Consider the following 14,424-nt stretch of genomic DNA (forward strand, 5'->3'; position numbering starts at 1 on the left):
GAGATGGAGTAGCTGTTGGAGGCCTGGATGGTCTCGGGCTTGCAGATGCCGTCCAGGTCGGTGAAGATGCCCTTCTTGATGGTGGGGTTTTCAGTGGCGGCCTCCACGACCAGGTCGGCGTCGGCGGCCTCCTGGAGGTCGGTGGTGAAGGTGATGTGGGCCAGAATGTCGGCCTTTTTGGCCTCGTCCATCTTGCCCTTGGCCACCAGCTTGTCCAGGCCCTTCACCAGGCGGGCCCGGGAGGCCTGGATGAGTTCATCCTTGATGTCGCGGACGACCACGTCAAAGCTCTTCCTGGCAAAGACCTGGGCGATGTCCAGCCCCATGGTGCCGCCGCCGATGACAACGATTTTCTGCATAGTGCAACAACTCCGTTCTGATATAGGTTTGGCCCTGTCTGAAATACAGCTCGGCCAAAGCGTGAAAAAGTACCCTGCCGGCCGGAATTCCGGCCGACAGGAGAAAAAGCGGATCAGTCCGTATAGCCCAGGCGCTTGTTGAGGGCAATGAGCATCTCTTTGGCGCACTCGGGGATGATGGAGCCGGGCCCAAAGATACAGGTGGCGCCATGCTCATAGAGGAAGGCGTAGTCCTGCGGCGGGATGACGCCGCCGGCGATGACCATGATATCCTCGCGGCCGCGCTTTTTGAGCTCCTCCACCAGGGCGGGCAGCAGAGTCTTGTGGCCGGCGGCCAGGGAGGACATGCCCACGATGTGCACGTCGTTGTCCACAGCCTCCTGCGCTGCCTCCTCCGGGGTCTGGAAAAGGGGACCGATGTCCACGTCGAAGCCCATATCGGCGTAAGCGGTAGAGACCACCTTGGCGCCGCGGTCGTGGCCGTCCTGGCCCATCTTGGCGACCATGATGCGGGGCCGGCGGCCCTCGCGCTTCTCGAACTCATCGGTCATCTTGCGGACTTCCTCGATCTCGGCGCTGTCGGAGAACTCGCCGGAATATACGCCGGAGATGGAGTGGATGACGGCCTTGTGGCGGCCGGAGACCTTTTCAATGGCCATAGAAATCTCTCCCAGACTGGCGCGGGCGCGGGCGGCCTCCACGGCCAGCTCCAGCAGGTTCCCCTCGCCGGTCTCCATGGATTTGGTGATGGCGTTGAGGCACTGATCCACCTTCTCCTGGCTGCGCATGGAGCGCAGCTTTTCCAGGCGGGCGATCTGCGCCTGACGGACGGCGGTGTTGTCCACTTCCAGGATGTCGATGGCGTCCTCGTGGTCCAGCGTCAGATAGTTCAGACCGACGATCTTCTCCTTGCCGGAGTCGATGTGGGCCTGACGGCGGGCGGCGGCTTCCTCGATGCGCATCTTGGGCAGGCCGTTGTCGATGGCCTTGGCCATGCCGCCCAGCTCCTCCACCTCCTGGATGTGGCCCCAGGCGCGGCGGACCAGCTCGTTGGTAAGGGCCTCCACGTAGTAAGAGCCGCCCCAGGGATCGATGACCTTGCAGACCTTGGTCTCATCCTGGATGTAGAGCTGGGTGTTGCGGGCGATGCGGGCGGAGAAGTCGGTGGGCAGGGCGATGGCCTCGTCCAGCGCGTTGGTGTGGAGGGACTGGGTGTGGCCGAGGGCGGCGCCCATGGCCTCCATGCAGGTCCGAGCCACGTTGTTGAAGGGGTCCTGGGCGGTGAGGGACCAGCCGGAGGTCTGGCTGTGGGTCCGCAGCGCCATGGACTTGGGGTTCTTGGGGTTGAACTGGTGGACGATCTTGGCCCACAGCAGGCGGGCGGCCCGCATCTTGGCCACTTCCATGAAGTAGTTCTTGCCGATGCCCCAGAAGAAGGAGAGGCGGGGGGCGAACTGGTCCACGGTCAGGCCGGACTTGATGCCGGTGCGGATATACTCCAGACCGTCGGCCAGGGTGTAGCCCAGTTCGATGTCGGCGGTGGCGCCGGCCTCCTGCATGTGGTAGCCGGAGATGGAGATGGGGTTGAACTTGGGCATATTGGCGGAGGTATAGCGGAAGATGTCGCCGATGATCCGCATGGAGGCCTCAGGGGGATAGATATAGGTGTTGCGGACCATGAACTCCTTGAGGATGTCGTTCTGAATGGTGCCGGAGAGGAGCTTCTTGTCCACACCCTGCTCCTCGGCGGCCAGGATATAGAAGGCCATGATGGGCAGCACGGCGCCGTTCATGGTCATGGACACGGACATCTGGTCCAGCGGGATGCCGGAGAAGAGGATCTCCATATCCAGGATGGAGTCCACGGCCACGCCGGCCTTGCCCACGTCGCCCACCACACGGGGGTGGTCGGAGTCATAGCCGCGGTGGGTGGCCAGGTCGAAGGCAATGGACAGACCCTTCTGACCGGCCGCCAGATTGCGGCGGTAGAAGGCGTTGGACTCCTCGGCAGTGGAGAAGCCGGCGTACTGCCGGACGGTCCAGGGCCGGGTGACGTACATGGTGGGGTAGGGCCCGCGAAGGAAAGGGGGCACGCCGGCCATGAAGTCCAGGTGGTTCATACCCTTCAGGTCTTCGGCGGTGTAGATGGGAGCGACATCGATCTGCTCCACGGTATGAGAGATGAGTTCTTCCAGGCTTTTGCCGGTCTCTTTTTCGATCTGCGCCTTCCAGGCGGCCTTTCCGGCGGCGCGGTCCTCGCTGCGGTCACGGAATGCCATGGAGGCAAAATCAGGCTTCTTGTTCATCATTCTACCCCCTTCGTGCTCTGGATCTTGCTCAGGATATCATAGCAGTTGGCCTTGACATGGATAAAGTCCTCCACGCCGGCCTCCAGGTAGGCATCCTTGTACTCGGGGGCGGGAGCGCCGGCCAGGAGCACGGTGGTGTCCGGCTTGGCGGCTTTGATCTTGCGGGCCAGCTCCGGCACAATCTCGGGATAGGTGGCGTCGGTGGAGCAGATGACCACTACAGGAGCGCCGGACTTTACGGCGGCGTCGGCACAGGCGTCCACGGTGGGGAAGCCGTCGTTGCGCAGCATGTTGAAGTGTGCGACCTCGAAGAAGCCGGCGGCGAAGTCGGCGCGGGCCTTGTGCTGGGGGATGGGGCCCATATTGGCAAGGAATACGTCCAGGGTCTTGCCGGTCTTTTCCATCCAGGCTTCGGTCTGGGCCCGGAGCGCCTCATAGCGCTCGGTCCAGCGGTGGGCCTCGATGGGTTTGGCGGTGACCACCGCAGGGCCGGCGGGCGCGGGGACGGCCTTGGGCGCGGGGCGGTCCAGCTTCTGCTCCAGCACGTTGGCGTACATGTTCACGCCCACAGCACGGTCGGCCCGAGTGTCCAGGTTTTTGAAGCGCTGGGCCAGCGTGGCGGCCACGTCATCCTGAAGGGTGCCGGAGAGAATGACGGATTCGATGCCGCCCTTGCTCTCGATGTTCTGGAAATAGGCCCAGATGCTCTCGGCGAGCTGGGCGGTAAGGGTTTCCACATACCAGGAGCCGCCGGCGGGGTCCACGGGTTGGGTAAGATGGAACTCCTCCTGCATCATCACCTGAATGTTCCGGGCGATGCGGCGGGTGAGCTCCTCGCTGGAGCCGAAGGGCTCGTCCAGCGGCGCCACTTCCATGGCGTCTACGCCGCCCACCACGCCGGAGAAGGCCTCGGTGGTGGTGCGGAGAATGTTGACATAGGGGTCGTAGGCGGTCTTGGTAAAGGCAGAGGTGCGGGCGAAGACATGGAGCTTCCGGGCCTCCTCAGAAGCGCCGTAGGCCTCGGCGATCTGGGCGTACACCATACGCGCAGCACGCAGCTTGGCGATCTCCATAAAGAAGTTGGCGCCCAGCGCGAAGCGGAACTGGATGGACTGGGCGGCGGTGTCGGGATCGATCCCGCGCTCCAACATGGCGCTGAGATAAGCGGAGGCGGTGGCCATGCAGGCGCCCACCTCCTGGACGGCGGTGGCGCCGCCGTTGGCGTAGACGAGGCCGTCCACCAGCACAGTGCGCACGCCGGCGCCCAGCTTGACGGTCTCCGCCATCTCGTCAAAGAGCTTCTCCATGGTGACGGGCAGCCGTCCGTCGGCCAGGAGGGTGCCATAGGGGTCGCCACCCACGCAGCCCTTAAGGGCCTTGAGGTCGACATCGGCCAGGGACAGCAGGCTCAGGGTCCGCTGAGCGGCCGCGCCGCAGTCCAGGTAGACCGGGGTCTTGGTGAGATCCACACCGGCGAACAGCGCGCGCACATCGTCCGAGCACTCCAGCACCACGCCCTTGCGGCCGATGGTGAGGTTCACGGCGGTGGCGCCCTTTTCCAGCTCGTGGAGGATGTCGGCGTTGGCCTGGGTGGGAGCAGCGCCCTCCACAGCCTGGGCCACGTCCCAGCGGTCGGCGATGTAGCCGGCGGCTGCGGCCCCGCGGAGATAGTCCTCGCGGCCCGGGAAGGTGCTGGTCTCCTGGATATACTCCATGTCGGCCTTGGTATAGATGGGCTGGAGGGTAATGCCCTCGTACGTCTTGGTAAACAGCTTTTTCTGGAAGTCCCCGCCCTTCAGAGAAGTAACAGCCTCTTCCTTCCACACTTCATAGGAGGTGGGCTGAAATTCCTCGAACGTAACGGGGGGATAGACCTTATCTGCCATAATGTCGCTCCCTTTTCAAGTGAATTTCCAAAGATCCTGTGGGGGGATGGAGTGCCGCCCGGGTCCGCATCCCGCGTGGGCCCGGGCGGCCAAGTCATACCATTAGAGGTAAGAGAGGAGGATGCCGGCCGCAATGGCGGAGCCGATGACACCGGCCACGTTGGGGCCCATGGCGTGCATGAGCAGGAAGTTGGAGGGGTTCTCCTTCTGGCCCACCACCTGGGACACACGGGCCGCCATGGGGACGGCGGACACGCCGGCGGAGCCGATGAGGGGGTTGATGGCATTGCCGCCCATGAGCTTGTTCATCAGCTTGGCCATGAGCACGCCGCCTGCGGTACCCAGGCTGAAGGCCAGTACGCCCAGCACCAGGATACCGATGGTCTTGATGTTGAGGAAGGCCTCGGCCGTGGCGGTGGAGCCCACGGAGACGCCCAGGAAAATGGTGACGATATTCATCAGCTCATTCTGGGCAGTCTTGCTGATGCGGTCCACCACGCCGCATTCCTTCATCAGGTTGCCCAGCATGAGCATACCCAGCAGGGGCACGGTGGAGGGAACCACAAGGCCCACCAGCGTGGTGACGGCGATGGGGAAGATGATTTTCTCGGCCTTGGAGACCGGGCGGAGCTGCTTCATCACGATCTGGCGCTCTTTCTTCGTGGTGAGGGCCTTCATGATGGGCGGCTGGATGACGGGGACCAGCGCCATGTAGGAGTAGGCGGCCACGGCGATGGGGCCCAGCAGGTGCTCGGCCAGGCGGGCCGTGGTGAAGAGGGCGGTAGGACCGTCGGCGCCGCCGATGATACCAATGGAGCCGGCCTCCTGGGGGGTGAAGCCCAGCAGAATGGCCAGGAAGAAGGCGCCGAAGATGCCCAACTGGGCCGCGCCGCCCAGAAGAATGCTCTTGGGGTTGGCCAACAGGGGGCCGAAGTCGGTCATGGCGCCCACGCCCAGGAAGATGAGGGGCGGGTAGATGCCCAGCTTCACGCCCAGACGAAGGTAGTAGACCACGCCGCCGTAGTTGCTCTTCACGGCTTCCATGACGACGGAGCCGTCCTCGGCGATGTTCTGTACCAGATGCTCACCGGCAGCCAGCAGAGCCGCGCCGGTGGAGTCGGAGGTGTTGAGCAGAATGTTGGTCAGCGACAGCATCTCTGAGGAGCTGAGCTTGTCGCTCAGGTCCAGGCCCAACTGCTGGAGATAGGGGGCCAGGAATTCAGGAGAGAGAAGGCGGACGGTCTCGCTGGGGTCGTCCGCGATGCCGCCCAGAGGCATATTGGCCAGGAACATGCCAAAGGCGATGGGCAGCAGCAGCAGAGGCTCGTATTGCTTTACAATAGCTAGGTACATCAGGACGAAGGAGACCAACAGCATGACAGCCTGCTGCCAGGTGATGGAGGCCAGGCCGCTGGTCGCCAGAAAATTGAGAATTGCTTCTCCCATTATCTCACCTCAAATCTGTGGGACCGGCCTTAGCCGATCACGACGAGCACATCGCCAGGCTGCACGGCGTCGCCGGTGTTGACCTGGACCGCCTTCACGGTGCCGTCTACGCCGGCGTAGATCTCATTCTCCATCTTCATAGCCTCCAAAATAATAACGGCGGCATCAGCCTTCACCGTGTCGCCCACCTTGCAGTTGACGCGGGCGATGGTGCCGTTCATGGGGGCGGTGACCTGGGTGCCGTCACCAGCGGGGGCGGCAGCCTTGGGCGCAGGGGCAGGAGCGGCAGGAGCCGCAGCGGGCGCAGGGGCAGGAGCGGCGGGGGTAGAGACAGGGGCCGCGGCGGCGCTGACGGCGCCGTCCAGCTCGGTGACCTCGACATCATAGGAAGTGCCGTTTACGGCGATACGGAAATGTTTCATAGCAGACGTTTCCTCTCTTTCTCCAAAATCAATTCTGTTCCAGCCGTCCGGCCTGGGCCCAAGCCGCGGAAGTTTGGATGGGGCGGACCACAAGGCGGACCCGGTCGGGGGAGGTGTTCAGGTAGGCGGCCACCGCCGCGGCCAGCACGGCTACGATAGCCTCATCCTTGGAAGAGGCCGCGGGAGTGACCGGCGCGGCGGCAGCGGGGGAAGAAACCGCGCCGCCCTGCTTAGGGTTTTCAATTTTTTTAGTCTCCTTCGGGCCAAAGAGCTTGCCAATCGCCACAATCATCAAATTGATGACGAACAGCAGAATCAGAACAGTGCCCATGCCGAGAACGGCCAGGATGACGGCGTCACGCATATCCGGTTCCTCCTAACGTCAGACGGGGAAGTTCCCGTGCTTTTTGTGTGGGTTGGAAACACGCTTGGACGCGAGCATATTGAGGGCGGCGGCCACCTTCTGGCGGGTCTCGCAGGGCTCGATCACGTCGTCCACATAGCCGCGTTTGGCCGCCTGATAGGGGGTGGCGAACTCGGCGCGGTAGGCGTCCAGCTTCTCCTTGCGGGCGGCGGCGGGATCGGCGGCGGAGTCGATCTCCTTTTTGAAGATGATGTTGGCGGCGCCGTCGGGGCCCATGACCGCGATCTCGGCGGTGGGCCAGGCAAAGACCATATCGGCGCCCAGATCCTTGGAGCACATGGCCAGATAGGACCCTCCGTAGGCCTTCCGGGTGACCACGGTGATCTTGGGCACGGTGGCTTCGGAGTAGGCATAGAGCATCTTGGCGCCGTGGCGGATGATGCCGCCGTACTCCTGGCTGGTGCCGGGCAGGAAGCCGGGCACATCCACAAAGGTCAACAGGGGGATGTTGAAGCTGTCGCAGATGGAGATGAAGCGGCCTGCCTTATCGGAGGCGTTGATGTCCAGGCATCCGGCCATGGCCTTGGGCTGGTTGGCCAGCACGCCCACGCTGCGGCCGCCGATTCGGGCAAAGCCGGTGATCATGTTCTGCGCGTAGTAGGGCTGGACCTCGAAGAAATCGGCGTCGTCCACCACGCTGAGGATGACCTGTTTCATATCATAGGGGGTATTGGAGCTCTCCGGCATCACGCTGTTGAGCGCGTCGCAGATGCGGTTGACGGAGTCGGAGGTCTCCACCACGGGAGCGGTCTCCATATTGTTCAGGGGCAGATAGCCCACCAGCTTGCGGATGGCGGCCAGGGTCTCGGCCTCGGTGGGGTAGACGAAGTGGGCCACACCGGAGGTGGTGTTGTGGGTCATGGCGCCGCCCAGCTTCTCTGCGGTGACGTTCTCGCCGGTGACGGTTTTGATGACCTGGGGACCGGTGATGAACATGTTGGAGGTCTTATCCACCATGAAGATGAAGTCGGTGAGGGCGGGGGAGTAGACCGCGCCGCCGGCGCAGGGGCCCATGATGGCGGAGATCTGGGGTACCACGCCGGAGGCCCTGGTATTGCGGTAGAAGATGCCGCCGTAGCCGGCCAGCGCGTCCACAGCCTCCTGGATGCGGGCGCCGCCGGAGTCGTTGAGGCCGATGACGGGTGCGCCCATCTCCATGGCCAGGTCCAGCACCTTCCAGATCTTCTTGGCATGCATCTCGCCCAGAGAGCCGCCCACAACAGTGAAGTCCTGGGCATAGACATACACAAGGCGGTTGTCAATGGTACCGTAGCCGGTGACCACGCCCTCGCCGGGGGCCTCCATGCTCTCCATGCCGAAGTTGGTGCAGCGGTGCTCCACGAAAGCATCCAACTCCACAAAGCTGTTGGGGTCCAGCAGCGCAGTGATGCGCTCCCGGGCGGTCATCTTACCGGAAGCGTGCTGCTTCTCCACCCGCTTGGGGCCGCCGCCGGCTTCGATCTTTTCGCGTCTCTTGCGGAGATCTTCGATTCTATCCATATTGCCTGCCTCCTTCTCCCTTTACTCAGGTCCGCTGGGTCAGCTCGATGAGGACGCCGCCGGTGCTCTTGGGATGTACAAAGGCGATGGAGGCGCCGCCCGCGCCGTAGCGGGGCTCCTCGTCGATCATGCGGTAGCCCTTTTCCTTCATCTCGGCAATGGCTGCGCGGATGTCTGGCACCCGGATGGCCACATGCTGGATGCCGGCGTGACCGCCGTTTTTCTCCAGGAACTTGGCGATGGGGCCGTCGGGGGCGGTGCTCTCCAGCAGCTCCAGCTCGCTGTCGCCGCAGGGGAAGAAGGCCACCTTCACCTTCTGATCCGCTACGATTTCGGTGCCGCCGGAGACAAGGCCCAGCGCCTCGTAGAACTTGCAGGCCTCCTCCAGATTGGGTACGCCGATTCCAATGTGATCTACTCTTGTGGGATTCATGGTAAAACTCCTTTCCTGCGCATATGCGGGTGTTGAACTCCCCTCTTGCGGGCGCGCGGCAGGACGCCGCAGGACCAAAACGGCAAACGGGAGGCTCCCTCGCCGAAAGAAAGCCGTACCCATCTGGGCCTCAAACCCGTCCGGAACAACGCCTGCCGTGAGTGCGTCCCCTCGGCAGCGAGGGCGGGCGGTCTGGTTCCGCCGTATGTTAAAGATGGTGGGAAATGGGGCCCACGTGGCCGCCGCTTTCATGCCGGACCGGCACTGGGGCGGTGGCGCTCCCCGTCTCCGCCTGGATCGCGCCGCGGGAGAGGCGCCGGGAATCGAAAACGACGGGGCCCCAGCCGCCCGGCTGCGCCGCCGGGGGCTGGGGAACGGTCGTATTCTTTGGATTTAGAGTTTCTCGAAGGCCATGGCCATGCCCAGGCCGCCGGCGATGCAGATGGAGGCGAGGCCGAACTGGACGTCCCGCTTCTGCATCTCGTGGACCAGGGTGGTGGAAATGCGGGCGCCGGAGCAGCCGAGGGGATGGCCCAAGGCGATGGCGCCGCCGTTGACGTTGACGATCTCGGGGTTGAGGCCCAGCTCGCGGACGCAGGCCACAGACTGGGCGGCAAAGGCCTCGTTGATCTCCACCAGGCCGAAGTCCTCCAGTTTCAGCCCCTTGGGCTCCAGAGCCTTCATCAGCTTGCGGGTCGCGGCCACGGGGCCCATGCCCATGATGCGGGGGTCCACACCGGCGGCTGCGCCGGCGATGATGCGGGCGATGGGCTTGAGGCCCAGCTCCTTGGCCTTGTCGGCGGACATCAGCACCAGGGCGGAGGCGCCGTCGTTGCGGCCGGAAGCGTTGCCGGCAGTGGTCACGCCGTCGGCGAAGATGGGTTTGAGCTTCGCCATCTTCTCCAGATTGGTGTCCCGCTTGGGATACTCGTCGGTGTCGAACACGATGGGGTCTTTCTTGCGCTGGGGGATCACCACGGGGACGATCTCATCCTTGAAACGGCCGGAGTCAATGGCGGCTACGGCGCGGTGCTGGCTCTCCAGAGCGAACTGATCGCAGTCCTCACGAGTGACGCCGAACTGCTTGGCGACGTTGTCGGCGGTCTGGATCATGGTGAAGGTGCCGTAGATATCGGCGGGCTGGCTCTTGGGCTGGCTTTCGGTGTTGGGGTCCACCAGGGCCTGATTGCCGTTGCCCACGCCGAAGCGCACGTTGCGGACATAGAAGGGGGCGGTGCTCATGCTCTCGACGCCGCCGCAGAGCATGATGTCGGAGTAATCGCACTGGATCTGCTGCATGCTGGAGAGCATGGCCTGCATGCCGGAGGCGCACTGACGATGGACGGTATAGGCGGGAGTGGCCTCGGGGATCTGGAGCATCAGGGAGGAGACACGGGCGATGTTGGGGGCGTCGGTGGTCTGCTTGGCCTGACCGGCAATGACCTCATCGAACATGTCCTTGCTGATGCCGGCCTTCTCGATGGCGCCCTCATAGGCAGTGGCCAGCAACTTCTCCGGCAGGGTGTTCTTCAGCGTGCCGCCGATGGAGCCGATGGGAGTACGGACTGCGGATACGATGACTACTTCTTTCATGGTTTTGCGTCCCTCCATATAAATAATATTGATACCGCACTGTTCGACCTGTTCCGTGCTGCGCTGTTGTCTGTCAGCAAGCGGCATACCAAACCGCGCATTTGAGGAAAAAGTTTTCGCTAAAGCACAAATCCCCGGAATTTTTGAATGTTTTGGGAAAAATGTCCCCGCCGAAGGCGGGAAACCCGCGCCCACGGCAGCCGCAGGCGGGAAAAAACGGCCAAAATTCCAACCATTTAAAAATTCAGATGCGGAAAGGCGCTGCAGCAGGCGGGTCCCACACAGTTCTAAATTCCAATAATTCAGAATTCCGCCCGCCCGCTCCCGTAATCAGCGCTTGTGAGGCCACTGCGCTGTGCCGGGAGTCCCTGCCTTTGGGAAGGACCGAGGGGATTACGTCTGCGCTGGAATACCGACAGACCACATGCTCGGGAACAGTTTGCGCCCCTTCCCCGTGCTCACAGGTCAGAAATTCACGGGGCAGGGATGGAGAAAGGGCTCTTCTTGAAAAAATTATAGTGGTGGAGGGGACCTTTGTAAATTACTTGTTAAAAAGCAGAATATTAGCCGTACAACTAATGGTATTTTTTAATGCAAAGGGAACGAGGGCAGAAATTCTTTTGAGAAAAAACAGGACGATATTTGCTGAAGGGAGTATTTTTGATTATATCTCCGGCATTTCTATATTACAATTATCAATATAGCAATATAACTATATCAAAATTATATACTTATACCAAACAAAAAATGGGGCGCAGGAGATCGGCGGACTGGAATCCTTAGCTCAACACAAAACCTCCGGATTGCAGGGGAAACACCCGCTCCCATAGCGGGGGGAACATGGCGGCGGCGGACAGAAAAGGAGCTCCCCCTGCAGGGAGCTCCTTCAGTTCAGATGGATGGGTTGAGCGCCTCGGCGGCGGGGGAGGCGAAATACTCGGTGAGGAAGTCCCGGAACACCTCCGCCTGGGGGGAAAGCTTTCGGTCCTTGCGCCAGAAAAGAGTCTGTACGCGGGTGTCCACCGGCTCGGACAGGGGGATGAATTTCAAGCCCGACAGGTAGATGGACTCGGCTCCGGTGCGGGTGGACAGGGCGATTCCGTATTCATTCTTCACCAGCCTGGCCCGGAGGGAATAGTCGGCCTCAGCCACGACTTTGGGCTGGAATCCGGCCTTTTTGCACAGAAGATCGAAGTATTTTCGCATGGAAAAACCCTTGGAGAGGGCGACAAAGGGCTCGTCCTTGGCCTGAGCGAGAGAGATCCTGTCCAGTGAGGCGAAGGGGTGATGCTGCCAGACGATCAGGCCGGGGCAGTCGTCCGGGATCAGCACGCGGGAGTCATACTCCGCAGAGGGCAGGTCGGTAAAGTGGGTGATGATAAAATCGTAGGGGCTGGTCTCCGCGCTGTCGAGCAGCTGATCCAGGGAGAGGGAGCGGTGGCTGAACGCCACATGGGGGTGCTTACAGATGTAATCGGCGAAGGGTTTCTCCCAGATGATATGGGTGGAGGTGGCCACCCGAAGGGACAGGTTGCGGTTCCAGGCGGCGGTGCTCTGCAGCTCGTCAAATCCCTTGTCCAGCTCATCCAGGGCCAGTTTGACATGGTCGTAGAACTGCCGCCCCTTGTCGTTGAGACGGATGTTCCGTCCCACCCGGTCAAAGAGAGGGACGCCCAGATCCGTCTCCAGGCGGCTGATGGCGGCACTGAGAGAGGGTGGGGAGATGTAGAGCTCTGCCGCGGTGGCCGTGAGATGCTCACGCTCTGCCAGCGCCTTGAAATAGTAGAGCTGAAGCAGCTTCATAAAATCGCACTCCTCTCAAAGTTGGGATGGGACTCCGGGTGCCTAAAATACTACACTCCTCTCCGTCTACATGTCAAGGGACGGAGGGAAGAATGGCCTAAATTTATGTATTTTAGATAACCATACCAGGAATTGGACTTTACAACGAGCACAGGGCGGGGTAAAATAAAAAAGTTAACAGTCAGATCCGGATGGGGCCAGGAGAGGCGTTTTTTGCAAAAAAGGAAGCAATACCCTCAGAAAATGGCCGGTAAAACCCGCAAAAGTGGTGGTAAGTCGGCGGTTTTCGTAATGGAGGAAGGCGACGATGGAAGCAAGCAGCACGATTTCAAAGTTTTTTAACGCGGATACCGCGCGCTGGTTTGACCTGCTCATTGAAGGCATTGTGATCCTGGATGAGAAGCAGCGATTTGTCTACGCCAATCAGGCTTACCGCAACCACGTCCACATGGATGACGAAACATACGCGAAGTATCAGGGCAAGGATTGGATCGCGGTCCGGCGCGCAATACGGGCGCAGGCGGACTCCATTTCCAACAAAGTGTTCAGCACGGGCAGGCCGATCTATAATTACCACCAGCGGCTGAACGACGGCACGGAGTCCTATTCAGATGTGGTGCCCTATTGGGACAGGGGAGAGATTGTGGGGGCCATCATCGTGGTCCGCGACATCCTGTCCCTGCGGGATCTGATCCAGACAGTACAGGAGAAGGAGAAGTATATCTCGCAACTGAACGAACGCGTTAAGGGCTTCTATAAGACGCGGTATGCCTTTGAAGATATCATCGGCCAGGATTATCCCTATATCAAGCTGGCGAAAAAGGCGGCACAGACGGACAACTCCGTATTTTTGATCGGAGAGAGCGGCACGGGGAAGGAGGTCGTCGCCCAATCCATCCATCGGGACAGCTATCGGGGCGGACAGTCTTTTGTGGACATCAACTGCGCCTCTCTCCCTGAGACGCTCCTGGACAGTGAGCTGTTCGGCTATGTGCCGGGAGCATTTACAGGGGCCAGCAAGAACGGAAAGATCGGGCTTTTCGAACTGGCCAACGGTGGGACGCTGTTTCTGGACGAGATCACGGAAATGCCCCTCCCCCTCCAGAGCAAGCTGCTGCGCGTCCTGCAGGAGCGGCAGATCCGACGCTTGGGGGATACGAAAAATATCAAAGTGGACGTCCGGGTGATCGCCGCCACGAACCAGGATATGGAGAAGGCCCTCGCGGAGAACCGGTTCCGGCAGGACCTGTTTTATCGGCTTGCGGTCATTGCGATCCAACTGCCCCCGCTCCGGGAGAGAAAGAAGGATTTTGACCACTATGTGAGCTATTTTCTCCAGCCCCTGGAACGGCAGTACAAAAAGCGTTTCCGCTTCTCCAAGGAGGCGGACCAGCTGATGCACAGCTATAAGTGGCCGGGCAATATCCGGGAGCTTCAGAATGTGTTGGAATACTGCTGCATGGTGGCTACCTCGGACCAGATCACACCGGCCTGCCTGCCCTACTACATGCGTCAGGAGATGCACGTGACAAAGGAGCGGGAGGAGCGGTTTTCGGCACGGCCCAACGAGACGCTGGAGGAGACCATGCGAAGGGTGGAGCAGGAGACCATCTGCGAGATGCTGGAACACTATGGGACCAGCACGGTCGCAAAGAAAAATATTGCCAGGGCGCTGGGGATATCCGTCGCCACGCTCTATAACAAAATGAAGAAATTAAACATCTCCGGGGCATAAAATCCAGGTTATTAGAAATTAGAAAACAAAAAAAGTTGCTTGCCAGTAGGGGTAGCGCCGCCAAAATTCTTGTGCATTAGAATTTTGGCGGCTTTTTTTGTCGAAAAGAGAGTCTCAAAATAAAACATATACAATTTCGTGCTGTAAATATGCAAAAAATGACGACAAAGTACACAAAAAACGTATTTTATACAAAAGAAAAAAGTTGGTATAAAAATTGCTTATATAAAAAGCGAAGCAGGATGAGATCCATTTTGAGTCCTGCGGCCAAAGTCAGTTTTCCCATCCGAATCATTTGCAATCAGGAAGAGCACTGAGCCGCACTTCCGGAATGGGCTCGGTGCCGAGGGAGGTGAGAGCAGGAGGCAGTAGGCGCAGACCCGGCAAATACCGCAGAGACTGTAAAAGGGCGCAACAAACCGTAACAAAGAAGTTATGAAAGTCCAATGGTATGAAGTCAAGTAGGTGATGCAAGAAAATTTTAAGCGAAACAGAGTAAAAAGCACTGTGTAGA

13 protein-coding genes are annotated in these 14,424 nt (G+C 60.6%); 3 read left to right on the plus strand and 10 right to left on the minus strand.

The window, feature by feature from the left end:
* The 8 genes from ABUA09_RS16610 to mce all read right to left on the minus strand — a co-directional run.
* On the minus strand, positions 1 to 359 hold a 359-nt coding region (locus tag ABUA09_RS16610; protein WP_349949544.1), incomplete at its 3' end, for a 3-hydroxyacyl-CoA dehydrogenase family protein.
* A 113-nt stretch (positions 360 to 472) separates the two neighbouring features.
* Positions 473 to 2,665, minus strand: a complete 2,193-nt coding sequence (gene scpA / locus ABUA09_RS16615; protein WP_033118756.1) for a methylmalonyl-CoA mutase — start codon at positions 2,663 to 2,665, stop codon at positions 473 to 475.
* On the minus strand, positions 2,665 to 4,554 hold the full coding sequence (locus tag ABUA09_RS16620) for a methylmalonyl-CoA mutase family protein (protein ID WP_349949545.1): 1,890 nt from the start codon (positions 4,552 to 4,554) through the stop codon (positions 2,665 to 2,667). The genes scpA and ABUA09_RS16620 overlap by 1 nt, the downstream gene beginning before the upstream one ends.
* Before the next feature lie 102 nt (positions 4,555 to 4,656).
* Positions 4,657 to 6,000, minus strand: a complete 1,344-nt coding sequence (locus tag ABUA09_RS16625; protein WP_033118754.1) for a sodium ion-translocating decarboxylase subunit beta — start codon at positions 5,998 to 6,000, stop codon at positions 4,657 to 4,659.
* A 29-nt stretch (positions 6,001 to 6,029) separates the two neighbouring features.
* Entirely contained in the window at positions 6,030 to 6,422 is a 393-nt protein-coding gene (locus tag ABUA09_RS16630) for a biotin/lipoyl-containing protein (RefSeq protein WP_033118753.1), read from the minus strand.
* 28 nt (positions 6,423 to 6,450) lie between these two features.
* Positions 6,451 to 6,786 (minus strand): OadG family protein, encoded by a 336-nt coding sequence (locus ABUA09_RS16635; protein WP_052082832.1) that lies wholly within the window; start codon positions 6,784 to 6,786, stop codon positions 6,451 to 6,453.
* Positions 6,787 to 6,804: 18 nt separating this feature from the next.
* Positions 6,805 to 8,346: a methylmalonyl-CoA decarboxylase subunit alpha gene (gene mmdA, locus ABUA09_RS16640; RefSeq protein WP_033118752.1), complete on the minus strand. Its 1,542-nt coding sequence runs from the start codon at positions 8,344 to 8,346 to the stop codon at positions 6,805 to 6,807.
* A 25-nt stretch (positions 8,347 to 8,371) separates the two neighbouring features.
* Positions 8,372 to 8,779 carry a methylmalonyl-CoA epimerase gene (gene mce, locus ABUA09_RS16645; protein ID WP_033118751.1) on the minus strand — a complete coding sequence of 136 codons (408 nt, stop codon included), beginning with the start codon at positions 8,777 to 8,779 and terminating at the stop codon, positions 8,372 to 8,374.
* A gap of 205 nt (positions 8,780 to 8,984) precedes the next feature.
* Between mce and ABUA09_RS16650 the strand changes: the two genes are divergently transcribed.
* Positions 8,985 to 9,176: a hypothetical protein gene (locus ABUA09_RS16650; RefSeq protein ID WP_033118750.1), complete on the plus strand. Its 192-nt coding sequence runs from the start codon at positions 8,985 to 8,987 to the stop codon at positions 9,174 to 9,176.
* On the opposite strand, the gene ABUA09_RS16655 is transcribed toward ABUA09_RS16650, so the two are convergent.
* On the minus strand, positions 9,173 to 10,372 hold the full coding sequence (locus ABUA09_RS16655; protein WP_033118749.1) for a thiolase family protein: 1,200 nt from the start codon (positions 10,370 to 10,372) through the stop codon (positions 9,173 to 9,175). The genes ABUA09_RS16650 and ABUA09_RS16655 overlap by 4 nt on opposite strands.
* Before the next feature lie 374 nt (positions 10,373 to 10,746).
* Here ABUA09_RS16655 and ABUA09_RS16660 point away from each other — a divergent pair, with 374 nt between their 5' ends.
* Entirely contained in the window at positions 10,747 to 11,076 is a 330-nt protein-coding gene (locus tag ABUA09_RS16660; RefSeq protein ID WP_147586049.1) for a hypothetical protein, read from the plus strand.
* A gap of 187 nt (positions 11,077 to 11,263) precedes the next feature.
* On the opposite strand, the gene ABUA09_RS16665 is transcribed toward ABUA09_RS16660, so the two are convergent.
* Positions 11,264 to 12,175 carry a LysR family transcriptional regulator gene (locus tag ABUA09_RS16665; protein ID WP_033118748.1) on the minus strand — a complete coding sequence of 304 codons (912 nt, stop codon included), beginning with the start codon at positions 12,173 to 12,175 and terminating at the stop codon, positions 11,264 to 11,266.
* A gap of 307 nt (positions 12,176 to 12,482) precedes the next feature.
* On the opposite strand from ABUA09_RS16665, the gene ABUA09_RS16670 reads away from it, so the two are divergent.
* Entirely contained in the window at positions 12,483 to 13,910 is a 1,428-nt protein-coding gene (locus ABUA09_RS16670) for a sigma-54 interaction domain-containing protein (RefSeq protein ID WP_052082831.1), read from the plus strand.
* The last annotated feature ends 514 nt before the right edge of the window (positions 13,911 to 14,424 follow it).

Origin of the sequence: Intestinimonas sp. RTP31139st1_F5_RTP31139_211217 (assembly GCF_040226735.1) — a bacterium.
Taxonomy (GTDB): domain Bacteria; phylum Bacillota; class Clostridia; order Oscillospirales; family Oscillospiraceae; genus Intestinimonas; species Intestinimonas butyriciproducens.

Excerpts from the sequence above, each read along its gene's own strand:
- scpA (WP_033118756.1), bottom strand. The coding sequence starts at position 2,665 with ATGAACAAGAAGCCTGATTTTGCCTCCATGGCATTCCGTGACCGCAGC.
- ABUA09_RS16620 (WP_349949545.1), bottom strand. The coding sequence starts at position 4,554 with ATGGCAGATAAGGTCTATCCCCCCGTTACGTTCGAGGAATTTCAGCCC.
- ABUA09_RS16625 (WP_033118754.1), bottom strand. The coding sequence starts at position 6,000 with ATGGGAGAAGCAATTCTCAATTTTCTGGCGACCAGCGGCCTGGCCTCC.
- ABUA09_RS16630 (WP_033118753.1), bottom strand. The coding sequence starts at position 6,422 with ATGAAACATTTCCGTATCGCCGTAAACGGCACTTCCTATGATGTCGAG.
- ABUA09_RS16635 (WP_052082832.1), bottom strand. The coding sequence starts at position 6,786 with ATGCGTGACGCCGTCATCCTGGCCGTTCTCGGCATGGGCACTGTTCTG.
- mmdA (WP_033118752.1), bottom strand. The coding sequence starts at position 8,346 with ATGGATAGAATCGAAGATCTCCGCAAGAGACGCGAAAAGATCGAAGCC.
- mce (WP_033118751.1), bottom strand. The coding sequence starts at position 8,779 with ATGAATCCCACAAGAGTAGATCACATTGGAATCGGCGTACCCAATCTG.
- ABUA09_RS16650 (WP_033118750.1), top strand. The coding sequence starts at position 8,985 with ATGTTAAAGATGGTGGGAAATGGGGCCCACGTGGCCGCCGCTTTCATG.
- ABUA09_RS16655 (WP_033118749.1), bottom strand. The coding sequence starts at position 10,372 with ATGAAAGAAGTAGTCATCGTATCCGCAGTCCGTACTCCCATCGGCTCC.
- ABUA09_RS16665 (WP_033118748.1), bottom strand. The coding sequence starts at position 12,175 with ATGAAGCTGCTTCAGCTCTACTATTTCAAGGCGCTGGCAGAGCGTGAG.
- ABUA09_RS16670 (WP_052082831.1), top strand. The coding sequence starts at position 12,483 with ATGGAAGCAAGCAGCACGATTTCAAAGTTTTTTAACGCGGATACCGCG.